20 protein-coding genes and 1 riboswitch are annotated in these 23,490 nt (G+C 62.9%); of the genes, 11 read left to right on the top strand and 9 right to left on the bottom strand.

Features of this window, described 5'->3' with window-relative positions:
• Positions 1–37 precede the first annotated feature (37 nt).
• The 4 genes from A3AY_RS0114795 to A3AY_RS0114775 all read left to right on the top strand — a co-directional run bounded on the left by A3AY_RS0114795 (position 38) and on the right by A3AY_RS0114775 (position 3,610).
• On the top strand, positions 38–910 hold the full coding sequence (locus A3AY_RS0114795) for an ABC transporter permease (protein WP_018326434.1): 873 nt from the start codon (positions 38–40) through the stop codon (positions 908–910).
• On the top strand, positions 907–1,695 hold the full coding sequence (locus A3AY_RS0114790) for an ABC transporter permease (RefSeq protein WP_018326433.1): 789 nt from the start codon (positions 907–909) through the stop codon (positions 1,693–1,695). The genes A3AY_RS0114795 and A3AY_RS0114790 overlap by 4 nt, the downstream gene beginning before the upstream one ends.
• 14 nt (positions 1,696–1,709) lie before the next feature.
• Positions 1,710–2,771, top strand: coding sequence for an ABC transporter ATP-binding protein (locus A3AY_RS0114785; protein WP_018326432.1), 1,062 nt, complete (start codon positions 1,710–1,712; stop codon positions 2,769–2,771).
• Between the two features lie 120 nt (positions 2,772–2,891).
• A riboswitch (FMN riboswitch) is annotated at positions 2,892–3,042 on the top strand.
• Positions 3,043–3,136: 94 nt separating this feature from the next.
• A complete protein-coding gene (locus tag A3AY_RS0114775) occupies positions 3,137–3,610 on the top strand; it encodes a 6,7-dimethyl-8-ribityllumazine synthase (protein ID WP_018326430.1) in 474 nt (157 codons plus the stop codon).
• A gap of 90 nt (positions 3,611–3,700) precedes the next feature.
• On the opposite strand, the gene A3AY_RS0114770 is transcribed toward A3AY_RS0114775, so the two are convergent.
• From A3AY_RS0114770 to A3AY_RS0114740, 7 genes are all read right to left on the bottom strand, one after another.
• Entirely contained in the window at positions 3,701–4,507 is an 807-nt protein-coding gene (locus A3AY_RS0114770) for a class I SAM-dependent methyltransferase (RefSeq protein WP_018326429.1), read from the bottom strand.
• 96 nt (positions 4,508–4,603) lie between these two features.
• Positions 4,604–6,265 carry a urocanate hydratase gene (locus tag A3AY_RS0114765; RefSeq protein WP_026203454.1) on the bottom strand — a complete coding sequence of 554 codons (1,662 nt, stop codon included), beginning with the start codon at positions 6,263–6,265 and terminating at the stop codon, positions 4,604–4,606.
• A gap of 99 nt (positions 6,266–6,364) precedes the next feature.
• The gene (locus A3AY_RS0114760) at positions 6,365–6,694 is read right to left on the bottom strand and encodes a TfoX/Sxy family protein (protein WP_018326427.1); all 330 of its coding nucleotides are present in this window, start codon (positions 6,692–6,694) and stop codon (positions 6,365–6,367) included.
• A gap of 11 nt (positions 6,695–6,705) precedes the next feature.
• Complete coding sequence (locus A3AY_RS0114755) at positions 6,706–7,803, bottom strand: DUF917 domain-containing protein (RefSeq protein WP_018326426.1); 1,098 nt, start codon at positions 7,801–7,803, stop codon at positions 6,706–6,708.
• On the bottom strand, positions 7,803–9,071 hold the full coding sequence (locus tag A3AY_RS0114750; protein ID WP_018326425.1) for a Zn-dependent hydrolase: 1,269 nt from the start codon (positions 9,069–9,071) through the stop codon (positions 7,803–7,805). Before A3AY_RS0114750 ends, A3AY_RS0114755 begins: the two co-directional genes overlap by 1 nt.
• On the bottom strand, positions 9,071–10,450 hold the full coding sequence (locus A3AY_RS0114745) for a dihydroorotase (RefSeq protein ID WP_018326424.1): 1,380 nt from the start codon (positions 10,448–10,450) through the stop codon (positions 9,071–9,073). The genes A3AY_RS0114750 and A3AY_RS0114745 overlap by 1 nt, the downstream gene beginning before the upstream one ends.
• 12 nt (positions 10,451–10,462) lie before the next feature.
• Positions 10,463–12,001 (bottom strand): aromatic amino acid lyase, encoded by a 1,539-nt coding sequence (locus tag A3AY_RS0114740; RefSeq protein ID WP_018326423.1) that lies wholly within the window; start codon positions 11,999–12,001, stop codon positions 10,463–10,465.
• Positions 12,002–12,139: 138 nt separating this feature from the next.
• Between A3AY_RS0114740 and A3AY_RS0114735 the strand changes: the two genes are divergently transcribed.
• Positions 12,140–13,348 carry a LysR family transcriptional regulator gene (locus A3AY_RS0114735; RefSeq protein ID WP_018326422.1) on the top strand — a complete coding sequence of 403 codons (1,209 nt, stop codon included), beginning with the start codon at positions 12,140–12,142 and terminating at the stop codon, positions 13,346–13,348.
• A gap of 50 nt (positions 13,349–13,398) precedes the next feature.
• Here A3AY_RS0114735 and A3AY_RS0114730 read toward each other — a convergent pair whose 3' ends face one another.
• Positions 13,399–14,370, bottom strand: coding sequence for a GlxA family transcriptional regulator (locus tag A3AY_RS0114730; RefSeq protein WP_018326421.1), 972 nt, complete (start codon positions 14,368–14,370; stop codon positions 13,399–13,401).
• A 112-nt stretch (positions 14,371–14,482) separates the two neighbouring features.
• On the opposite strand from A3AY_RS0114730, the gene bcoG reads away from it, so the two are divergent.
• The 5 genes from bcoG (at position 14,483) to A3AY_RS0114705 (ending at position 21,516) form a co-directional block, all read left to right on the top strand.
• A complete protein-coding gene (gene bcoG / locus A3AY_RS0114725) occupies positions 14,483–15,385 on the top strand; it encodes a 3-dehydrocarnitine:acetyl-CoA trimethylamine transferase BcoG (protein ID WP_026203453.1) in 903 nt (300 codons plus the stop codon).
• A gap of 235 nt (positions 15,386–15,620) precedes the next feature.
• Entirely contained in the window at positions 15,621–17,111 is a 1,491-nt protein-coding gene (locus A3AY_RS0114720; RefSeq protein ID WP_018326419.1) for a carnitine 3-dehydrogenase, read from the top strand.
• Between the two features lie 178 nt (positions 17,112–17,289).
• Positions 17,290–18,450, top strand: coding sequence for an acyl-CoA dehydrogenase family protein (locus A3AY_RS0114715; protein ID WP_018326418.1), 1,161 nt, complete (start codon positions 17,290–17,292; stop codon positions 18,448–18,450).
• 223 nt (positions 18,451–18,673) lie between these two features.
• On the top strand, positions 18,674–20,728 hold the full coding sequence (locus tag A3AY_RS0114710) for an acetate--CoA ligase family protein (protein ID WP_018326417.1): 2,055 nt from the start codon (positions 18,674–18,676) through the stop codon (positions 20,726–20,728).
• Between the two features lie 5 nt (positions 20,729–20,733).
• Positions 20,734–21,516 carry a carnitinyl-CoA dehydratase gene (locus tag A3AY_RS0114705; protein ID WP_018326416.1) on the top strand — a complete coding sequence of 261 codons (783 nt, stop codon included), beginning with the start codon at positions 20,734–20,736 and terminating at the stop codon, positions 21,514–21,516.
• A 70-nt stretch (positions 21,517–21,586) separates the two neighbouring features.
• Here A3AY_RS0114705 and A3AY_RS39185 read toward each other — a convergent pair whose 3' ends face one another.
• Positions 21,587–21,805 (bottom strand): hypothetical protein, encoded by a 219-nt coding sequence (locus A3AY_RS39185; RefSeq protein WP_154663295.1) that lies wholly within the window; start codon positions 21,803–21,805, stop codon positions 21,587–21,589.
• A gap of 20 nt (positions 21,806–21,825) precedes the next feature.
• On the opposite strand from A3AY_RS39185, the gene A3AY_RS0114700 reads away from it, so the two are divergent.
• Positions 21,826–23,415, top strand: coding sequence for an ABC transporter substrate-binding protein (locus tag A3AY_RS0114700; RefSeq protein ID WP_018326415.1), 1,590 nt, complete (start codon positions 21,826–21,828; stop codon positions 23,413–23,415).
• Positions 23,416–23,490 lie beyond the last annotated feature (75 nt).

Here is a 23,490-nt window from a genome sequence, read left to right as displayed (position 1 = left end):
GAAGGCTGTTTTTCAATTTTCACCAAACGGTTTCCGGATGAGCGCCAAACAGGCCATTGATTTGAAGAAGACGGCCATCGACTGGCTCGGTATATTGCCTTTCCTGCTTTTTGCAGTGATGTTCCTGATCGCCCCGACGCTCTACCTGGTCACCGGCGCGTTTCTCAATCCGGCCGGCGAGTTCACCTTCGACAACATTTCCGGGCTCTTCACCGACAAGATCCTGGCCTCCTACTGGATTTCGATAAGGGTCAGCCTGGCGTCGTCGCTGGGCGGCGCGTTCATCGGCTTCTTTCTCGCGTGGGCCGTGGTGCTCGGCGGCCTGCCCTCCTGGATCCGCTCCTCGCTTCTGACCTTTTCGGGCGTCGCCTCCAATTTCGCCGGCGTGCCGCTCGCCTTCGCCTTCCTTGCCACGCTCGGCCGCACGGGCCTGGTGACGTTGCTCCTGCGCGACTGGTTCGGCATCAATCTCTATGCCACCGGCTTCAACCTGTTGAGCTTCATCGGCCTGACCATCACCTATATGTACTTCCAGATCCCGTTGATGGTGCTGATCATCACGCCGGCACTTGACGGCTTGAAGAAGGAATGGCGGGAAGCGGCCGAAATCCTCGGCGCGACCAACACGCAATACTGGCTGAAGGTGGCGCTGCCGATCCTGTTCCCGAGCATTCTCGGCACGACGCTGCTGCTGTTCGCCAATTCCTTCGGCGCCATCGCCACGGCCTACTCGCTGACCGGTTCAACCTTCAACATCGTGCCGATCCAGCTTTACGCCCAGATCCGTGGCGACGTCCTGCACAATCCTAACCTCGGCTATGCGCTGGCGCTCGGGATGATCGTCATCACCGGCATTTCCAACCTCATCTATATCTGGCTCCGCATGCGCGCCGAACGGTGGCAGAAATGAAGACACAAAAGATCGGCGCCTGGATCGCTGTCCTTTTCGGCGCCTCCTATTTCATCATCCCCTTGATCGCGACGTTCGAATTTTCGCTGCGGATGCGCCGCGGCGAATATTCCTTCGATGCCTACCGCTCGGTGTTCTCGGACGTCCAGTTCCGCGAATCCTTCAGCTATTCGATCGTGATGGCCATCCTGACCATCGTCTTCGGCATCCTGCTCGTCGTGCCGACGGCCTATTGGGTTCGCCTGCGCCTGCCGCAGATGCGGCCCTTCGTCGAGTTCATCACGCTGATGCCGCTGGTCATCCCGGCCATCGTCATCGTCTTCGGTTATCTCCGGCTCTACAATTCGTCGTCGTTCATTCCTTTCACCGGCTCCGCGCGCGGCACCGACCTGCTCCTGATGTTCTCGTTCATGACGCTGTCGCTGCCCTATATGTACCGCTCGGTCGACACAGCCATGCGCACCATCGACGTCGCCACGCTGACGGAAGCGGCCCAGAGCCTTGGAGCATCCTGGCCGACCATCATGTTCAAATGCATTTTTCCGAACGTGATGAGCGGCGTCCTGTCCGGCGCATTCATCACCTTCGCCATCGTCATCGGCGAATTCACCATGCCGTCGCTGCTCAACCGCCCGGCTTTCGGCCCCTATCTGCAGCTGATCGGCGCCAACCGCGCCTATGAACCGCCGGCGCTTGCCATCATCGCCTTTGCCATCACCTGGGCTTCGATGGCGCTTTTGCAGCTTGTCTCCCGTTTCAGCAAATCGGCTCCTTCCAAGCCCTGAGGTATTGATCGTCCATGTCCTTTCTTGAACTCGCCGGCATTCAGAAGAGCTTTGGTCCTGTACAGGTCGTCCATGATTTCGACATGACGATCGAGAAAGGCGAGTTCGTCTCCTTTCTCGGCCCTTCCGGCTGCGGCAAAACGACGGTTCTTCGGATGATCGCAGGTTTCGAAACGCCAAGCGGCGGGACGATCAAGATCAACGGCAAGAACCAGGAAAGCCTCAAGCCCAACCAGCGCAATATCGGCATGGTCTTCCAGGCTTATGCGCTCTTCCCCAACATGACAGTGCACGACAACGTCGCGTTCGGCCTGAAGATCGCCGGCATGAACAAGGCGGCCGTCGACGCGCGCGTCAAGGAAATGCTGGGGCTCATCCATCTCGGCCACCTCGCCGATCGCTTCCCCTATCAGATGTCCGGCGGCCAGCAGCAGCGCGTGGCCCTTGCCCGGGCGCTGGCACCGAAGCCGCAGGTGCTTTTGCTCGACGAGCCTCTGTCGGCCCTTGACGCCAAGATCCGCGTCTCCCTGCGCGAAGAAATCCGGATGATCCAGCAACAGCTCGGCATCACCACGGTCTTCGTCACTCACGACCAGGAAGAGGCGCTGTCGATCTCCGACCGCATCGTCGTCATGAACAGCGGCCGTGCTGACCAGATCGGCACACCGTTCGACATCTACAACAAGCCGGCCACCCGCTTCGTCGCCTCTTTCGTCGGTACGCTGAACCTGATCGAAGCGACGGTCGTCGACCCTGCCTCCAACCGCATCTCCATCGGCGACCAGGCCATCACGCTGCGTGAGCCTCTCGGCCCGGTCAAGGCCGGCGACACGGTCTCGCTGGCGCTGCGGCCCGAAGCGGGCTCGATCGCGGAAAGCGCCAAGGGCGATACGGCGCTGACCGGCCAGGTCGTTTCCAGCAACTTCCTCGGCTCAGTTATCCGCACGCGCATGAAGGTCGGTGACCCGGTGATCTCCTTCGACATGTTCAACGCACCGGGCCTCAGCCCGCCCGCCGTCGGCGACGTCGTCACCCTGCGATTCACGGCAAGCGATCTGCTGATCATCCGCGAGTAGCACCTGATCCGCAAAAATATGTTTCGGGCGACAGTTTGATTGGAAAATCTGTCGCCTTTTTCGTCGCGCGCGTCGCACACTGCGTTTGACGCCCGCCTGCCAGTCTTTATAGTCGGTCTCGCACGTTCTCAGGGCGGGGTGAAACTCCCCACCGGCGGTAACGGGACGAAATTCCCGGAGCCCGCGAGCGCTTCATACGTCTGTATGAAGGTCAGCAGATCCGGTTGAATTCCGGAGCCGACGGTTAAAGTCCGGATGAAAGAGAGCAAGCAGATCGGGGTGTCCTTCCAAGGGGTCACCGTGTCTGCGTGTTCGCCCAAGGGGATCATTGAAAAATGGCTCAACCCTTGAAAGGCCAGACTGACATGACAATCGCTTCCCACCCCACCCAGAAGATCGCTATCATCCGCGCGCGCTGGCACGCCGACATCGTCGATCAATGCGTCAATTCCTTCGTCGCCCATTGGGAAAAGCTTGGCGGCAAGCCATCGGACATCGAAATCTTCGACGTGCCCGGCGCGCTCGAAATTCCGCTGCATGCGCAGACGCTCGCCAAAACCGGCCGCTTCTCGGCGATCATCGGCTCGGCATTCGTCGTCGACGGCGGCATCTACCGCCACGATTTCGTCGCCGGCACCGTTCTTGACGGCATGATGCGGGTACAGCTCGACACCGGCGTGCCCGTCCTGTCCACCGTCCTCACGCCGCACAATTTCCAGGAATCGGAAGCCCATATCCGCTTTTTCCGCGATCACTTCGTCGTCAAGGGTGTGGAAGCCGCCAACGCCTGCTCGCAGATCCTGCAGGCTCGCGCCCAGCTGGCGCTCGTAAACGCCTGATGGAGGGCGGCGCGGCGTCCACGACGGATACCGCGCCGCGACCCATCGCGATGATCCGTAGCGCCCGTGGTCGTCTCGAAAGACGGCCCTTCAGGCGGAGGGGACGACACCCCGACAGGCCCAGGCCACGGCTGCAAACGACCTTGGTCCATCGGGCTGGCCCGCCTCATAGGCGTCCCGCACAGCGGCATCAATTTCTGTGCGCTGCGCGGGGGCGAGGGCAGCCACATACTTGCCCAAAGGCCCCTCGCCGGCGGCGATGGGCTCCCAATAATCGTCAAATGATTGGTAATCCATGCGGATCACCAGCGATGCCTGCTCCACCTCCAGCAGCCCATTTTCGATGAAGCTCTGCTTCATTTCGCCCGGCCGCATCATCGGCTGGAAACAATACCAGCTCCGCAGTTGGCGCGCGTTTTCGTCCAGCATGGCCACGGTGTCGACCATCATCCGCATGCCCGGCATACCGCCAAGATGGTCCCAGACCGCTGCTGCGACCACGCCGCCCGGCCGTACGACGCGCCGCATTTCGCAGACCGCCTTTCCCGCCTCGGGCACGAAGTGCAGAACCAGAAGCGAAAGCGCCCGATCGAAGTAGCCGTCCGGAAACGGAAGCGCGCACGCATCGGCTTGCTGGATAGTGATCCGCGGATCGGCGTTGCGTCGAGTCGCTTCGGCGACAAAGACAGGCGAATAGTCGATCGCGGCAATTTCGCTGACATTGGCGGCTTTCGGCAGCGCAAATGTCAGGCTGCCGGTGCCGCACCCGACGTCGAGGACGCGTTCGCCATCTGCCAGGCCTGCAAAGTCGATCAGTAGAGGCGCGAGTTGCTGGCTCCAGCGCCCCATGAGCTGCTCATAGCCCGCCGCACTGTGGACATTGAAGCTTGACGTCATGGCCGCTTCCTCCAGACGGATATGCTAACGCGTACCATAAGCATTGCCAAGCGTCGGCAATCCGCTTGCCGAAGACCCGGCCGACCAGCACCCGCACTACGCCAAACCGATATACCCGATGCCCTTCTTGCCGATCTCGTCCAGCGACTCTTCATAGCCCGCATCCGCATAGCGGATGACACCGAGCGACGTGTCATTGGTCAGCGCGTGGCTCAGCCGTTCCGCTCCGCTCTCCGTGCCATCAGCCACGACCGTCACGCCGCAGCTGGTCATATAGCCAGCGTAACCACCGCCGCCCGAATGGACGACGACGAGGTCGGCCATGGAGGAGCAGAGCAGCATCGCGTCGAGCAGCGGCCAGTCGGCGATGGCATCCGATCCGTCCTTCATCCGCTCCGTCATGATGTTGGGATGCGCCATCGCGCCGGCGTCGAGGTGATCGCGGGAAAAGGCGATCGGGCCCTTGAGCTCGCCGGATGCGACCAGCGCGTTGACGGCAAGCGCCAGTTCGGTGCGTTCACCATGACCGAGCCAGGCGATGCGGGCGGGCAGGCCTTCGAAGGGCACGTTTGCCCGTGCCAGCCAGATCCAGTTGGTAACGATTTTGTTGTCCGGGAACATCGTGAGGAGCAGGTCGTCGATGCGGGCAATGTCGCTCTCCTCGCCCGACAGCGCCATCCAGCGAAAGGGGCCGATGGCGCGGGCAAACAGCGGGCGCAGGTAGGCTTCGGTGAAGATGCGGATGTCGAAAGCGTTCGCAACACCGCCCTCGCGCGCCTGCGTCCGGATCAGGTTGCCGTTGTCGAAGACTTCCGAGCCCCGCGCCTGAAATTCCAGCATGGCCTTGACGTGATCGACGATCGAGGCGCGGCTGGCGGCCATCAGTTGCCCCTGCCCCTCGACCCGCAGGCGCTTCACCTCGTCGAGGCTCATGCCCTTCGGCACGTAGCCGTAGACGAGGTCGTGGGCGGATGTCTGGTCGGTGACGATATCGGGGACGACGCCGCGCCTGGCGATTTCCGGATAGAGGGCCGCTGCGTTGCCGACCAGGCCGATCGAGGTGGCGCGCTTCTTCTTGACCGCCTCACTGATCATCGCGAGCGCCGTATCAAGATCCGGCGCGACATGTTCGAGATAGCCGATCGCCTTGCGCTTTTCGGCCCGCACGGGGTCGATGTCGATGCAGAGGATCGCAGCCCCAGCCATGCGGCCGGCCAGCGGCTGCGCGCCGCCCATGCCGCCCAGCCCGGCCGTCAGGATGAAACGGCCGGCAAGATCGCCGCCGAACCGGTTTTCGGCGATGCGCATGAAGATTTCATAGGTACCCTGGATGACGCCCTGGCTGCCGATATATTGCCAGGCGCCGGCCGTCAGCCCGCCCCAGCAGATCAGTCCCTGCCGCTCCAGTTCATAAAACACCTCGGCCTTCGCCCACTGGCCGACGATGTTGCAATTGGCCATGATGACCAGCGGCGCCTTCGCATGGGTCTTCAAGAGCCCAACCGGCTTGCCGGACTGGATCACCAGCGTCTGGTCCTCGTCCATTTCGATCAGCGCCTTGACGATCGCCTTGTGGGCGGCCCAGTTGCGCGCGGCCTTGCCGAGCGCGGCATAGACGATCAGATTGTCCGGATCCTCGCCGACCGACAGCACGTTTTCCAGAAGCCGCAGCAAAGCCTCCTGCCGCCACCCCTTGGCACGCAGTTCGGGACCACCGGGGATAGGAAAGTTCGGGTGGCGAGGGTTTGGTTTGGGCATGACGGTCTTCCTTCTTCCTATCTGCGATCGTATCCCTGTCTCCTCGCACCGCTTCCGCGGAAGAACGAGCGAAGGCAGAAAGTATGGATCGCTTGCCGTTCACTTCGGCGGCAGCGAGACAACATAGGCGAGCGCTGCATCGAGCAGGCGCTGGCGCAAGGCATCGTCGCCATACGCCTGCGCACCCGCGCGCACCCAGCCATTCATCGGACGATCCCCCATCACCATGAGTTCGATGCCGGGATGTGCCAGTGCCCAGCCGTCATTGCCCTTGCCGAGCCGCGCCAACATGCCGTCGTTGCGGGCCCCGCAAAGAAGATTGCCGTCGAGGAGAAAGGCAAGACCACCGAACATCGGCTTCTCGGAAAGTCCCGGCCGTTCGCCAAGCTCCTGCCTGATCAGTTCCTCGAGACCCGCGTCGCGCGCCATGGCACAATCTCCTATATCCGGCCGGACAAGGCGTAGCGCGCGATGTCGATCCCCATCGCCTTCTCCACCGGCGGATAGACGGATGGATCAAGCACGCTGGAGGCGAGCGGGATGACCGTCTTCGGCACATGCAGCACGAAGATCTTCATGCCGACCTGCAACTGTCCGACGCTTAAGGGTTCGCCGTCCGGCGCCAACGTCGTGATCACGTCCGGGAAGGTCGCCAGCCGCTTGCCGCCGGCATTCTCCACCGCCATGTATTCGTTCATGATGTGGAGTACCGTAGAGTCATCGCCCTTCCCGAGCGTCACCGTGCCGATATCGAAGGCTTCCCTGGTGTAGGCGACCGACTTGTCGGTGATCGTTCCTTCCGCGAGGATTGCGCCGTTCGTCGTCTTGACGATCGCGTCGATGATGGCGCCGCCGCCCTTGGCTTCCGCAGCGATGATCGCCTCACCCAGAGTCAAGGCGAGCGAGATGCCGCCGAGCGCTGCATTAGCCTTGACGTAGGTGGCGCGCACAGGATTTCGGGCCGACGCGATGAAGCCGCCGGACATGTCTGAGGCCGTGCGCAGGATCGGCGAAACCTTGGCTGTCGCGCCGCGTACGACGAGTTCGATATAGCGGTTTTCCTCGCGATTGCCGCCGACGGCCGTCTGGATCATCGGCTCGGGCGAGCCGGCAAGACCGATCGATCCCATGTCGCCGGTCGGATGCGCGCGGATATCGCCGACGGCATCGACGACCTTGGTGCCGAGGATCGCCGAGGGCAGCCAGCCGTTCAGCGTCGACGACTTGCCGTTCTGGCCGACGATCAGACCGGCGATCTTTTCGCCGAGCGCCTCCTGCAGCAGTTGCACCGCCTTGACGTAGTCGACGCCGCGCATTTCCCAGGGCGTGGTCGAGGCCGGCGCACCGATCGCGGCGGCCGTCGCCACCCAGTCGTTCGCGTCGAGTTCATCGATCGAGACCAGCTCCGGCTTGCCGATCGACACCGCCGCATAGCCGAGCATGCGGCCGTGATCCGCCCATCCGCCGCCGCCGGCCGCATAGACCGAGCCGCCCTTGACCGCCGCCTCGACGTCTTTCTCGATGAGTATCCGGCCCATCAGCGCGCTCCCTGTAAATCCGAGTCAAGTTTCCTCACCGCCTCGAACAGCACCGCCGCACCCAGCGTGATGTCGTCCTTATCGGCCCATTCGTCCGGCGTGTGCGATCGGCCCTCGCGGCAGGCGATGAAGATCATCGCCGCCTTCGAAATCCGCGCCATCCAGGCCGTGTCGTGACCGGCGCCGGAGGCCATGCGCCGGTGTTTTGCGCCGACACGGTCGCAGGCCGCTTCCAGATTGCGCAGCACCAGCGGGTCGGCGGGCGTCGGGAAATTGTCGGAGATCAGCTTCGGTGAGGCGATCGATACGCCGGTATCGCGCTGGATATCGACGGCAAGCTGGTCGATCTCGGCAATGAAGCGCTCCATGTCGGGCCGCAGTTCCGCCCGCGCGTCGATCAGCAGCCGGGCTCGGGACGGCACGACATTTGCCGCGTTCGGCTCGATCGAAAATTCGCCGACCGTCGCGGTGAAATGCCCCTCGCCCTTGGAAAATTCCGTCCCGAGGCGTGCGACCTCGCCGACCATCCTGGCAGCAGCCGTCAGCGCGTCACGCCTGCGCCCCATCGGCGTGGTGCCGGCATGATCTGCCTGGCCCTCGAACAGGATTTCGACCCGGGTAATGCCGGCGATGGCTGTGACGATCCCCACGTCGCAGCGTTCGGCTTCGAGCACCGGCCCCTGCTCGATATGCAGCTCCAGAAATGCCTTGATGTCCGATCGTTTCTGCTGGGCCAACCGAGACGGGTCACCGCCGGCATCGATCATGCCCTGGCGCAGCGTCAATTCGCCGTGAGCGCGGCTCAGCCATCCGTCGGGGATCAGCCCCGCCATGCCGCGGCTGCCGATGCAGGAAACACCGAACACCGAGACTTCTTCGGCCAGGAAATCGACGACCTCAAGATCGTGGTCGAGCCGGATGCCGGCATCGCTCAGCGCTTGCGCGACTTCAAGCGCTGCTGCCACGCCGGCGATACCATCGAACCGGCCACCCTCCGGCACCGTGTCGGAATGCGAGCCGAGCATGATCGTGCCGAGGCCCGACTTGCGCCCCTTGCGCCGGCCAATGAGATTGCCGGACGCGTCGATCCTTGTTTCGAGGCCAGCGGCTTTGAAGCGCTGCTCCAGAAAGGCGCGCCCCTCCAGAAAGAGCGGAGTGAAGGCGCGCCGCGTATAGGGTCGGTCCGGTTCGGTGATCCGCGCCAGCCCCTTGATTATGTCGGCGATGCGGCGGGCATCGACCGGCAGATTGGTTTCGATGACGCCCATCACACGGCCTCGCGCAGCGGCAGGCTCCGCAGCGGCCGGACGAACGTACCGGAGCCGGGTGCGGCGAGTACGGACGTCCCATCGAAGACAAGCGTGCCGCGATCGTAGGTGGCAGCCACGCGCCAAGGGAGCCGAATGCCGTTGTAGGGCGACCAGCCGACGACGTTGTTGCCGCTTGCCGCCGCGTCGTAGGTGTAGGGTTCCTGCGTCAGCACGGTGATATCTGCATCCTTGCCGACCTGAAGGGCTCCCTTGCAATGATCGAGCCGGAAATGCCGGGCGGGATTGCGCGCCATCAATTCCGCTGCACGGGTCAGCGGAATGCCACGCTCCAGCGCGCCCTTGACGAACAGCGGGATCATCACTTCCAGCCCCGGCACGCCGGAGGCATTGGCCAGCATATCCGGATTGGTCTTGCGGTTTTCCGACCAGCTGACGTGATCGGTGGAAACCAGCGTCACCGTGCCATCGGCCACATGCCGCCAAAGCTTTTCCACCTCGGCGCGCGGCCGGATCGGCGGATTGATCTTCGCCTTGCCGCCAAGCCGTTTTACGTCGTTCTCCTCGTCGAGGACGAGATAGTGAATGCAGCACTCGATCGTCGCGCGGTATCCTTGCGCCCGGTAGGCGGCGGCGATCTCGTAGCCGCGGCCGACCGAACAATGCACCACATGTGCCGGGCAGCCGGTCGCCGCCCCCGTCTCATAGATCTGGTTGGTGGCGAGCAGTTCGGTCAGCGGCGGTCGCGACAGGCCATGCGCCCGGTAGTCGGTAATCCCGGCTGCCTTGACCTTGTCGATCGCCGCCCGCACCGCTTCGTCATCCTCGTTATGGACGCCTGCCGTGAGCCCGGTCGGCGCGATGGCGCGAAAGCAATCTTCCAGCAGCCCCGCGGGGATACGCGGAAACCGCTTCGGATCCGTGCCGAAAGTCGAGAACTTGAAGGCGGCGACCCCGGCCTCGACCATTTCGCCAATTCTCGCCGGGCCCTCCTCCGGATCGATCGTGCCGTAGAGCGCGAAATCGACGCGCGCCTGCGCACCGGCATGGTCGATCTTGCGCTTCACGGCCTCCGCCGAGCAGACGAGATTGCCCTCGTCATAGGGCATGTCGACGATCGTCGTGACGCCACCGGCTGCGGCAGAACGTGTCGACCAGATGAAATCCTCCTGATCCCTCTGGCTCAGAGAATGCACCTGCGCATCGATTGCGCCGGGCAGGATAAGTGCCGGCCCGAGATCATGGCGTTCGCGCGCGGCAGGCATCGCGCCTTGCCCGACAAAGGCGATCTTGCCGTCACGCACCGCCACATGACCGCCGTCGACGACGCGGTCGGCAAGAACCACCGTGCCTTTGAGAACGAGGTCGAAATCTGACATCTCAATTCCCTTTCATTTGCCGAGCGCGAAGAAATCATCGAACTCCGGCATCGGCGCCATTTCGACAAGGGTATGCAGCAAGCCCTCTGACGCGAACTCACGGTGCAGGGCCTCGATCTCCTTCGAGAGGGGTCGATCCTTCAGGTAGATCGCGCTCAGCGCACGAACGCGATCATAGGCGACCTGCGTCACGCCTTGCGGCTTGTCACCGAGCAGATCGATCGCCTGTGCCGACAGCAGTGCCTCGATCGCCGCCATCTGGCGCAGATCGCGCACTTGCGTCTCCATGCGCTCGACGATCAGCGGCAGGAAGGTCGCTTCCTCTTCGAGACCACCGGCAACGACGATCGACTGTGCCGACAGCGGCACGGCCATCGACTGGACGCGCATATAGAGCTCGACGACCAGTTTCATCAGCGGACCGAGACCGCTCGCCACCTCGCCCGGGGCGACCAGATTGATCGGCAGGTTTCGCCGCACGCCGTTCGAGAGCAGGATGCAACGGTTCAGCATGTTGCGCGCTACATGGGAAAAGGCGATCTGCGCCGTCTCGATATAAAGCGTGGTCGTCAGCGGCAGCGAGGCACCCGACGCATGCACCTGGCCACCAAGCACCACCGGATTGTCGTCGGACAAATAGGTTGCATCGACCAGCCGCTCGGCCGCGACGAGCAGTGTATCGACAACCGCCCCGAACACCTGCGCCGTCATGCGCAGGCTCAAGGGGTCGTGAATCGCCGTCGGCAATGGCCAGTCCACGACATTCGATTGGCCGTAGAGCCAGGAGCCGACCAGGGCTTCGCCGCGCGTCGAGAGCGTCGCGGCAACCCGCCACGGATCGGCGGAAGCCCCCAATGACAGGGACGACATCAAGCCGGTCGCCATCGCAACCCGGACGGCGGAGGCCGCCTCGCGCAAGACGTCGGCCGCCGCTGCAAAAGCCGTCGCGTTGACACTCAGCGAAGCCAGCGCATCACGTGGCTGCATGACGAACGGCTCGAGCCCGGCGCGGCTGAGCGCTTCTGCAGCGGGGAGCAACTCACCACGGAAAAATGCCTCGCCGGTGCCGGTCAAAACGGAAGCCACCTGCCCCATCAGGCCGATATCTGCGCAACCGATCGAACCATGCCGATGGACGGCCGGGACGACGCCCCGCTCCAAAAGGTCAAGGAACGCCTTGACGAGCTCGACGCTACAGCCGGTATGGCCACCAAGTGCCGTATTGATGCGGATGGCGATGGCCTTGCGGACGATGGCCGCAGAAAACAGTTCGCCGGTGCCGAAATGGTGGGCCTTGACGAGCGCGGCGTTGAATTCGACGAGGTCATCGACGGTCCACAAACGGTCCTTCATCGAGCCGACGCCGGTGTTTGCGCCATAGACCGGCAAGCCCATGGCGAGACGATCGGCAATCACCGCATGCGCCGCTTCCACCCGCGCGAAAGACTGCTCGGCCACCATCGGCACATAGAGCCCCGACCCGATCTTCTCCAGTGCGGCGAAGTCGAGCGGATTGCCAGTCAGGACGATGGTTCTCACCGATGCGTGCATGCTTTGACTCACGTTTGATGCCGCACATGCTATGCCCAATCACCTCGAATGCGATATATCCCAAAAACCGAACATGAGATAGGAAGAACCGAACATCCACTTTCATCCCGCGTATTCTTCAACTGAGACACACCGGCCATGGATATCGCCACGCTGTCCCTCGTTCATGCGATCCTCGAGGAAAAAGGAATTCGCCGCGCGGCGAAGGCCGGTAACCGACCGGCCTCAAGCGTCAGCGCCGCGTTGAAGCGTTTCGAAGCCGCAATCGCCGTACCGCTCGTCAGGCGCGAGGGAGGCATCCTGGTGCCGACGCTGGAGGCGCAAAGCCGGATGCAGGACCTTGCCGCCGCAAACCGGGCGATCCAGTTGCTGCTTTCGCCGGCGGCAACCGGCCCCTTGAACACGGTCCCATCGATCAGCCTGACCGCGCTCGAGCGTTTCGTTACCGTCGCACGCAGCGGCAGCATACGCGGCGCCGCCAAGATAGCGGGCACCGGCCAGCCGCAATTGACCCGGCAGATGGCCGATCTTGAACGAGACCTCGGTTATGATCTGCTCATTCGTTCCCCGTCGGGTATCGCCTGTACGGAAGAGGGTCTGGCCGCGATGCCAATCGCCGAAAGCCTGCTCGATATCTGGCAGCGACTTTCGCGTGCATCCGGCGATCGCTTCCGCCGGACGGCCGCGACATGGCGTCTCGGCTCGGTCATGCCGCTTGGGCCGGAGAGCGAGATCGCCCGCATGCTGGCAGTGCTGACCGCGGAATGGCGCCGCACCCATCCCCGTGAGCCGCTGTTCATTTCCAGCACCACCGCCGACGAGTTGATCGCCGGCTTGAAGAGCCGCCGGTTCGACGTCGTGCTGCTTGATCTCGAAACCTTCCCTGCGGAGTTCGAAGGCAGGCTGATCTCGCGCGCGCCGCTCGCCCTGACGGGACACGCTTCTCTCTTCGACCGGCACGGCGCGGATCTGCATGCACTGCTACAGTCCAATCCGATCGCCGTTCCCAGCCGGAAAAGCGGGCTGCGTCAGCAGGCCGAACAATTCATCGGCGAGACGCTCGGCGAACACGAACGCAGTCGGCTGGCGATAACCGAGGTCGACTCCATCCCCGTCATCCTCAACCTGGTGATGAACCACGGGTATCTCTCGGTGCTCCCGGAAAGCTCCACCGCGCGCGTGCGAAACGGCCCTGCCATGCGCCGGCTGGGGGCCGGTTTTATGCAGAACCTTTGCCTCGTCTGGCAGAAGAACGCGCTGTCGCGGCAGGCTGGAGAAGCGATGCTGGCGATGATGCTGGCGACCGCGATTGAATCGGAATCTCCGAACCACGCTGCAATCCCTTGAATCGACTCCAAAATCGATCGCCACCTGAATCAGCGCATGAAGGGATTGAATCACTTCTTGAGCTTCAGGCGTCTGCGCGTTTCGCTCGGACTTTCGCGATAGTGGGCGCGGTAGCTGCGGGAAAAGGCCGAGGATGAATTGAAGCCCGTGGCCGCGGCGATATCGGCGAAATCGGCACGCGTCTCGATAACCTTGCGCCGCGCCGCGTTCAGCCTCAGCGCCAGGTAGTGCGCATGCGGCGCGACGCCCATCGTTTCCTGGAACAGGTCCTGCAGATGACGGGCGCTGACGCCGACCCTCCTGGCGAGACGGGTAAGCGTCATCGGCGCATCCACCGTCTCCTCCATCAGCTTCACGGCCGCGCCGACGCGTGCGTCGAGAATCCGCATATTGCCGATCGCCGGCACCTGCAGGAGGTCGCCGCGCGTGCGCTCCTGCTCGTAGATGAACAGCCGCGACACCTCCAGTGCCAGCGAGTAGCTGTGCTGGCGACGGATCAGTTCCAGCATCAGGTCGAGCGTGGGCAGCGAGCCGCCGGTGGTGATGCGTTTGCCGTCGATGACGAAGCGCTCGTGCACCATCGTGATCTGCGGATAGGCGGCAGTGAAATCCTCGAAATCCTCCCAGTGGGTCGTGGCCGAATAATTGTCGAGCAGGCTGGTTTCGGCCAACATCCACGAGCCTGACTCGATGCCGGCCATCACTTCGCGATAGCGTGCCGTCTGGGAAAGCTGCATGCGCAGATGCGACGTCGTATAGGCCTGCCAGTTGTAGCTCGACAGGACGAAAAGTGGTGCGGTTTCCTTCTGCGGCCGAAAGGGACCGGCCACCGGGATCGGGATGCCGCTCTTGGTCTCGATCGCGTTGCCGTCCGGACTGAAGATCTCCCAGTCGTAGAGCGCCTTTCCGGCAATGCGGTTTGCGGCGCGCAAGGGTTCGATCACCGATGCGACGAGGATCAGATTGGTCTCCGGCAACACGAGCAGGTCGATATGCTGAGTTTCGTTCCTCGGAGCAAGCATTCGTCCATCTCCGGCTTTTGGTTCTGGAAATGTATACTACACACCCGAAAAGGGAAAGCAGCGCACTCGTTCTTGCCTCGTAATGCACGACAAGAACAAGGGGAGGCTTTTTATGCCGCTAAGCATGAACCGCGACGTTTTCATCACCTGTGCCGTGACCGGCTCCGGCGACACCGTTTCCAAATCATCGCATGTGCCGATCACGCCGAAGCAGATTGCCGATGCCGCCATCGAAGCCGCGAAGGCTGGTGCCGCCGTTGCCCATTGCCATGTCCGCGATCCTGAAACGGGTGCCGCCGCCCGTCGCCTCGACCTCTACAAGGAGGTGACCGACCGTATCCGCTCCGCCGATGTCGACGTGGTGCTGAACCTTACCGCCGGCATGGGCGGCGATCTCATTTTCGGCAATGTCGAAAGCCCGCTGCCGCTCAATCCGCAGGGCACCGACATGGCCGGCGCCACCGAGCGTGTCGCCCACGTCGCCGAATGCCGGCCGGAAATCTGCACGCTCGATTGCGGCACCATGAACTTCTCGCTCGGCGATTACGTCATGACCAACACGCCGTCGATGCTGCGCGAAATGGCCCGCCAGATGACGGCGCTGGGCGTGCGTCCGGAAATCGAAGCCTTCGATACCGGCCATCTCTGGTTTGCCAAGCAGCTCGTCGAGGAAGGCCTGATCGAGGATCCGGTGCTCATCCAGCTCTGCATGGGCATCCCGTGGGGCGCGCCAGACGACCTCAACACCTTCATGGCGATGGTCAACAACGTGCCGGACAACTGGACCTTCTCCGCCTTCTCGATCGGCCGCAACGCGCTTGCCTATCCGGCGGCAGCGGTGCTTGCCGGCGGCAATGTCCGCGTCGGCCTCGAGGACAATCTCTATGTCGGCAAGGGTCAGCTCGCCACCAATGGCCAGCTCGTCGAAAAGGCCGTGAGCGTCATCGAAGGCATGGGCGCCCGGGTGATCGGCCCCGCGGAAGTGCGTGAAAAGCTGAAGCTGACGAAGCGTTGATTTCGAGTTGGACGCGAAGCCCCCCTCATCCGCCCTACGGGCACCTTCTCCCCGCTGGGGAGAAGAGGGTGGCTGGAGCAACCGCTTCGCAAAAAGCTCGCACCGCGCAAGCGGTACGATTTGAAGGCAGAGGGATCGGCAACCTCCCTCTTCTCCCCAGCGGGGAGAAGGTGGCCCGCAGGGCCGGATGAGGGGAAAGCCGCGAATGCAGAATTTACGAGGGAACGCAGAACTCATGACCAAAATCACCAAGGCGGCCTGTATCGGCGGCGGCGTTATCGGCGGGGCCTGGGCGGCGCGCTTCATCCTGGCCGGCGTCGACGTCAACATGTTCGATCCGCATCCGGAGGCAAAGCGCATCATCGGCGAAGTCATGGCCAATGCCGAAAAGGCCTATGCCATGCTGACCATGGCGCCGCTGCCGAAGAAAGGCACGCTCACCTTCTGCAACAGCATCGAAGAGGCCGTGCAAAACGCTGAATGGATTCAGGAAAGCGTCCCGGAACGGCTTGCGCTGAAGCGCGGCGTTCTCACAGAGATCGACGCGGCCGCCTCCCCCGATGCGCTGATCGGCTCCTCCACCTCCGGCCTGATGCCGTCCGACCTGCAAGCCGAAATGAAACACCCTGAGCGCATGTTCGTCGCGCATCCCTATAACCCGGTCTACCTCTTGCCGCTGGTCGAACTCGTCGGCGGCAAGCAGACCTCGAAGGAAACGATCGCCCGCGCCGGCGTCGCCGTCGAACAGATCGGCATGAAGGGCGTCGTCATCGCCAAGGAGATCGAGGCCTTCGTCGGCGACCGCCTGCTGGAAGCGCTGTGGCGCGAAGCCCTGTGGCTGATCCAGGACGATATCTGCGATACCGAAACGCTCGACAACGTCATGCGCTATTCCTTCGGCATGCGCTGGGCCCAGATGGGCCTCTTCGAGACCTACCGCATCGCCGGCGGCGAAGCCGGCATGCGCCACTTCCTGGCCCAGTTCGGCCCCTGCCTGAAATGGCCATGGACGAAATTCACCGATGTCGTCGATCTTGACGACGCCCTGGTCGAGAAGATCGGCGCCCAGTCGGATGCGCAGGCGGGCGGACGCTCGATCCGCGAACTGGAACGCATCCGCGACGAAAATCTCGTCGGCATCATGCATGCGCTGAAGAGCGGCGACGGCGGCAAGGGCTGGGGTGCCGGCAAGCTGCTCGCGGAATTCGAACAGCGCCTTTGGGCCAACGCAGAAAGGCCGCAGACCGATCTGGGTCAAGCCGAACCCATCCGCATCCTCGACACCAAGGTCAATGCCGCCTGGGTCGACTATAACGGCCACATGACCGAACACCGCTATCTGCAGGTCTTCGGGGACACATCCGACGGCCTGCTGCGCCTGATCGGTGTCGATCTCGACTATGTCAAAAATGGCCACAGCTACTACACTGTCGAAACGCATATCCGCAATCTCGGCGAAGCCCGGCTCGGCGACGCACTGTACTCGACCTGCCAGATCCTGTCGCACGACGAAAAGCGCCTGCACATCTTCTCGACCATCTACAACGCGGCATCCAGCGAGCCTGTCGCAACGGCCGAGCAGATGCTGCTGCATGTGGATTCGAAGGCCAGCAAGGCTGTTCCGGCACTGCCGGAGGTGATTGCCAAGGTCGAGGCGATTGCTGAGGCGCATGCCGGGCTAGCCAGGCCCGAGGGTGTCGGGCGGAGTGTGGGGCAGAAGCGATAATTTAGACGGACGCGTTGCCCCTCATCCGCCCTGTCGGGCACCTTCTCCCCGTAAACGGGGAGAAGGAACAAGCGGCAGCCTCCGTCGTCCCCTCTCCCCGTTTAGGGGGAGAGGGTTAGGGTGAGGGCAAGGTTCGAGGAGAGGCCAGGCCCAAAACAAGAATACGAGGGAACGAACCATGGATTTCGCATTGACCGAAGAACAGCAGATGATCGTCGACACCGTTCGCGGCTTCGTCGAAACCGAAATCTATCCGCACGAGAACGAGGTGGAGCGCACTGGTTTCGTGCCGCGCGAACTCGGTCGGGAGATCGCGGCCAAGTGCAAGGCGCTCGGTTTCTTCGCCTGCAACATGCCCGAGGAGGTCGGCGGCGCCGGTCTCGATCACCAGACGTTCACGCTGGTCGAGCGCGAACTCGGCCGCGGCTCGATGGCGCTGACCGTCTTCTTCGGCCGCCCCTCCGGAATCCTGATGGCCTGCAACGCGGAGCAACGTCAGAGATATCTGATCCCCGCCGTCACCGGCGAAAAATTCGATGCGCTCGCCATGACCGAACCGGATGCCGGCTCCGACGTCCGCGGCATGAAATGTTTTGCCCGCCAGGACGGCGACGACTGGATCGTCAGCGGCACCAAGCACTTCATCAGCCATGCCGACATCGCCGATTTCGTCATCGTCTTCATCGCCACGGGCGAAGAAGACACGCCGCGCGGGCCGAAGAAGAAGATCACCTGCTTCCTCGTCGATCGCGACACGCCGGGCTTCGAGATTCGCGACGGCTACAACTCCGTGTCACATCGTGGCTACAAAAACTGCATCCTGACCTTCGACGATTGCCGCCTGCCCTCCTCTCAGATCCTCGGAGAAGTCCACAAGGGCTTCGACATCGCCAATGACTGGCTCTATGCGACGCGCCTTACGGTCGCTGCGACCTCCGTCGGCCGTGCCCGCCGCGCTTTCGACTATGCGCTGTCCTACGCGGCCGAGCGCAAGCAGTTCGGCAAGCCGATCGGTGCCAACCAGGGCGTTTCGTTCAAGCTCGCCGACATGATCACCGACATCGATGCTGCCGATCTGCTGACGCTGTCGGCCGCCTGGCGTCTCGACCAGGGCCTGCCATCGAACCGCGAGATCGCCTCGGCGAAAGTCTTTGCGACGGAAATGCTCGCCCGCGTCACCGATGAGGCGATCCAGATCTATGGCGGCATGGGGCTTATGGACGACCTCCCGCTTGCCCGCTTCTGGCGCGACGCCCGTGTCGAGCGCATCTGGGACGGCACGTCGGAAATCCAGCGGCACATCATCAGCCGCGACCTGCTCCGGCCGCTGGGAGCGTGATTATGTTTTTGACTTGGCAAGACACCCCTCCCCAACCCCTCCCCACAAGGGGGAGGGACTTAATTCGCCGCGCCCTTGTGCGACCTTCCCGATTGCCATGTGCAGGAGTTCCCTCCTTCGTTCGGCGGGTGATTGGCGCAATGCCGTTGCCGCAGGTTAAGCCCCTCCCCCTTGTGGGGAGGGGTTGGGGCGGGGTATTCGCGTCAAACGAAGGTGCCACCGAATGACGCGTTCACTCACCCGACTGATCAGGCCCGGATCCATCGCCGTCTTCGGCGGCAAGGAGGCGCGCCGGGTGATCGAGCAATGCGACAAGATGGGGTTCAAGGGCGAGATCTGGCCGGTCCACCCCCGGGAGGACGAAATCTTCGGCCGCCGGTGCTACCGCTCCGTGGCAGACCTTCCATCCGCGCCGGATGCCTGCTTCGTCGGCGTCAACCGCCAGCTCACGATCGACATCGTCCGCGATCTTTCCGCCAAGGGCGCCGGCGGCGCGATCTGCTATGCGTCCGGATTTCGCGAGGCCGTCAGCGAACTTGCCGATGGCAACGACCTGCAGGACGCGCTGGTCGCAGCCGCTGGCGATATGCCCATCGTCGGGCCGAACTGCTACGGTTTCATCAATGCACTCGACGGCGCCCTGCTCTGGCCCGACCAGCATGGCATGCAGCGCGTCGACCGGGGCGTCGCCGTCTTGACCCAGTCCTCGAATATCGCCTGCAACATCTCCATGCAGATGCGCGGCCTGCCGCTTGCCTATATCATGACGGCCGGAAACCAGGCGCAGACCGGCCTTTCCGAACTCGCTATCGCCGCCCTTGAAGACCCGCGCGTCACCGCCGTTGGCCTGCACATCGAGGGCTTCGACAGCATCGAGGCGCTGCAGCGGCTGGCCGCGCGGGCGCGGGAACTGAAGAAGCCGGTCGTCACGCTCAAGGTCGGCAAATCGGAACAGGCGCAGCTTGCGACCGTCTCGCACACGGCCTCGCTTGCCGGCAACGATGCCGTTTCCGGCGCGTTGCTCAAGCGCCTCGGCATCGGCCGCGTCGATACTTTGCCGGAATTGCTGGAAACCCTGAAGCTGCTGCACCTTCACCCGCCACTGAAAAACCTCGACATTTCATCGATGAGCTGTTCGGGCGGCGAGGCATCGTTGATGGCCGATGCCGGCGTCAGGCGTAAGACGGTGTTTCGCGCCCTGAAGGAGGAACAGCGCCAGCCGCTGCGCGAAAGCCTCGGCGACATGGTCACGATCGCCAACCCGCTCGACTACCACACCTTCGTCTGGGGCAACCGGGAGAAGCAGACGACCGCCTTTACCGCGATGATGAAGGGCGACTATGCCCTCAATCTCGTCGTTCTCGACTTTCCCCGTCAAGACCGCTGCGACGCGGCAGATTGGAACACCACCTGCGAAGCCGTCGTCGCCTCTGCCCGGGCAACCGGCGCCGTGGCCGGCATCGTCGCCAGCCTCGGCGAAAACATGCCGGAGGAAACGGCGCTATCGCTGATGGCAGCCGGCGTCGTCGCGTTCTGCGGCATCGATGAAGCGCTGGCCGCGGCCGAGATTTCCGCAGGCATCGGCGCAGCCTGGGCAAGGCCGGCGCCGATGCCGCTTCTGCCTGCGAAACCACTGCCAGGCGAAATCGTCACACTCAGCGAGAGTGAAGCCAAGGCCGAACTGGCGAAGTTCGGCCTCGCCGTGCCGATCGGCAGGGTTGCGAACACCGCGGCCGAGGCGGCCGATGCGGCGGAAGCGCTGGGCTTTCCCGTCGTGCTCAAGGGCCTTGGTGTTGCCCACAAGACGGAAGCAGGGGCGGTCAAGCTCAATCTGAGCGATCGTCAATCCGTGCTCGACGCGGCAGACGCCATGAAGAACGTCGCCACCGGCTACCTCGTCGAAAAAATGATCGCAAGGCCCGTCGCGGAAATCATCGTCGGCGCGCTGCGCGATCCCGTCGCGGGCCTTGTGCTCACCGTCGGAGCGGGTGGAATCCTCGTGGAACTGCTGGAGGATTCCGCGATTTTGACCCTGCCGACCACGCCGGAGGCGATCGGCGAAGCAATTTGCGGCCTGAAAATCAGAAAGTTGCTCGACGGCTATCGCGGCAGCCCGAAAGGCGACATCGAGGCGCTGATGGCGGCTGTCGCTGCCGTGGCATCCTATGTCGCAGCAAACGCTTCCAAGCTCGAAGAACTGGATATCAATCCTATCATGGTGCTGCCGCAGGGGTCTGGAACCGTTGCCGCCGACGCCCTGATCCGTCGAAGGAAATGACGCCTATGACCGGACCAATCAGAACCCGCCGCGAAGGCGGCATTCTCGAAGTCACCATCGATCGGCCGAAGGCCAATGCCATCGATCTGGTGACCAGCCGGATCATGGGCGAAATTTTTCACGATTTTCGCGACGACCCAAAATTGCGTGTGGCGATCATCACCGGTGAGGGAGAGAAATTCTTCTGTCCGGGGTGGGACCTGAAGGCCGCTGCCGCGGGCGACGCGGTCGATGGCGACTACGGCGTCGGCGGCTTCGGCGGCATGCAGGAACTGCGCGATCTCAACAAGCCGATCATCGCCGCAATCAACGGCATCTGCTGCGGCGGCGGCCTGGAGATCGCGCTTTCCACCGATCTCATCCTCGCCGCCGACCACGCGACCTTCGCGCTTCCGGAAATCCGCTCCGGCACGGTGGCCGATGCCGCCTCGATCAAGCTGCCGAAGCGCATCCCCTATCACATCGCCATGGACATGCTTTTGACTGGCCGCTGGCTCGATGCCAACGAGGCGCATCGCTGGGGCTTCGTCAACGAAATCCTGCCCGCCGGCATGCTGATGGACCGAGCCTGGGAACTCGCCCGCCTGCTCGAAAGCGGCCCGCCGCTGGTCTACGCCGCGATAAAGGAAGTGGTCCGCGCCGCCGAAGGCGAGGATTTCCAGACGACGATGAACAAGATCACCAAACGCCAGTTCAAGACGGTCGACATTCTCTACTCGAGCGAGGACCAACTGGAAGGCGCGCGGGCATTTTCGGAGAAACGCGATCCGGTCTGGAAGGGGAAATAGCCGTCACGAATTCCACGCGACCGTCTGGGCGCAACACTACTGCCTTACCGCGGCGTGCCATAAGGCATACTTATGAAAACTGCAGATTTTTTGTATCAATACAGGTCGTCATTTGGACGATAGCATCAATTTCAACAGGGTCTTCCGGCAGCGGAACGCCCACTTCAGGAAAGGTACCGAGCGGCAGACAAAGCCGCAAAAATGACTGGCCTCCCTGTCTTTCGGCAGGCATTCTAGCAGCAACCTGATCAACCAGTGATCGAACAATAATCAGAACGGCAAAAGCCATCAAACAAAGGGAACAGGGGAATGAGCGAATACAAGAACTACCTCGCCAATCAGGTCAAGATCGGCAAGATGAACCGGCGTGAATTCATGGGCCGGGCAATGGCCGCCGGCATCGCCCTGTCGAGCGCCAGCACATTGTTTGCCGCAAGTGCGGCCGCGCAGGAACCGAAGCGCGGCGGACATCTGAAGCTCGGTCTCGAAGGCGGCTCGGCCACGGACGCACTCGATCCGGCCAAGGCCCTCTCCCAGGTGCTCTTCTGCGTCGGCCGTAACTGGGGCGACCTCTTGGTCGAATCCGATCCGCTGACAGGTGCTGCCGTTCCGGCTCTTGCCGAATCCTGGGAGCCTTCACCGGATGCAGCCGTCTGGACCTTCAAGATCCGCAAGGGCGTGCAGTTCCACGACGGCAAGGAGCTGACGATCGAAGACGTCGTGAAGACCCTGCAGCGCCATACCGACGAGAAGTCGGAATCGGGCGCCCTCGGCGTGATGAAGTCGATCAAGACGATCGAGAACAAGGGCGGCGATCTCGTCCTGACGCTGACGGAAGGCAATGCCGACCTGCCGCTGCTTCTGTCCGACTATCACCTGATCATCCAGCCGGGCGGCGGCTACGACAATCCGAACGCGGCGATCGGCACCGGCCCCTACAAGCTGACCAGCTTCGAGGCTGGCGTTCGTTCGACCTTCGAAAAGAACCCGAACGACTGGAACCCGAACCGCGGCTATGTCGACAGCATTGAGATCATCAACATGAACGATGCCACGGCCCGCATCGCCGCCCTTTCCTCCGGCCAGGTTCACTATATCAACCGCGTCGATCCGAAGACCGTTGCGCTGCTGAAGCGTGCGCCGTCCGTCGAGATTCTCTCGACCGCCGGCCGCGGCCACTACGTCTTCATCATGCATTGCAACACAGCGCCATTCGACAACAACGACCTGCGCATGGCGTTGAAATACGCGATGGACCGTGAAAACATGGTCCAGACCATCCTCGGCGGCTACGGCAAGGTCGGCAACGACTTCCCGATCAACTCGACCTATGCGCTCTTCCCTGAAGGGATCGAGCAACGCGCCTACGATCCGGACAAGGCGGCCTTCCACTACAAGAAATCCGGCCATAGCGGCCCGGTTCTGCTGCGCACGTCGGACGTCGCCTTCCCGGGCGCCGTCGATGCGGCCGTGCTGTACCAGGAAAGCGCCAAGAAGGCGGGCATCGAGATCGAAGTGAAACGCGAGCCCGGCGACGGCTACTGGTCGAACGTCTGGAACGTGCAACCCTTCTCGACCTCCTACTGGGGCGGTCGCCCGACCCAGGACCAGATGTATTCGACGGCCTATCTGTCGACCGCCGACTGGAACGACACCAAGTTCCTGCGTCCGGATTTCGACAAGATCCTGCTCGAAGCCCGCTCGGAACTGGACGAGGCCAAGCGCAAGGAAATGTACCGCACCATGGCAATGATGGTTCGCGATGAAGGCGGCCTGATCCTGCCGATGTTCAACGATTTCGTGAACGCCTCGACCAAGCAGGTGAAGGGCTATGTCCACGACATCGGCAACGACATGTCGAACGGCTACGTCGCAACCCGCGTCTGGCTCGACGCCTGATGACGGGCGGCGGACCACTCACGGGTCCGGCGCTGACGACGGGCATGGGTGCGGGGGGCGACAGTCCCTCGCAGC

Source organism: Rhizobium giardinii bv. giardinii H152, from assembly GCF_000379605.1.
Lineage (GTDB): Bacteria > Pseudomonadota > Alphaproteobacteria > Rhizobiales > Rhizobiaceae > Pararhizobium > Pararhizobium giardinii.
The sequence above is the reverse complement of the archived record's forward strand: the minus strand, read 5'-3'. Positions and strand labels throughout refer to the sequence as shown.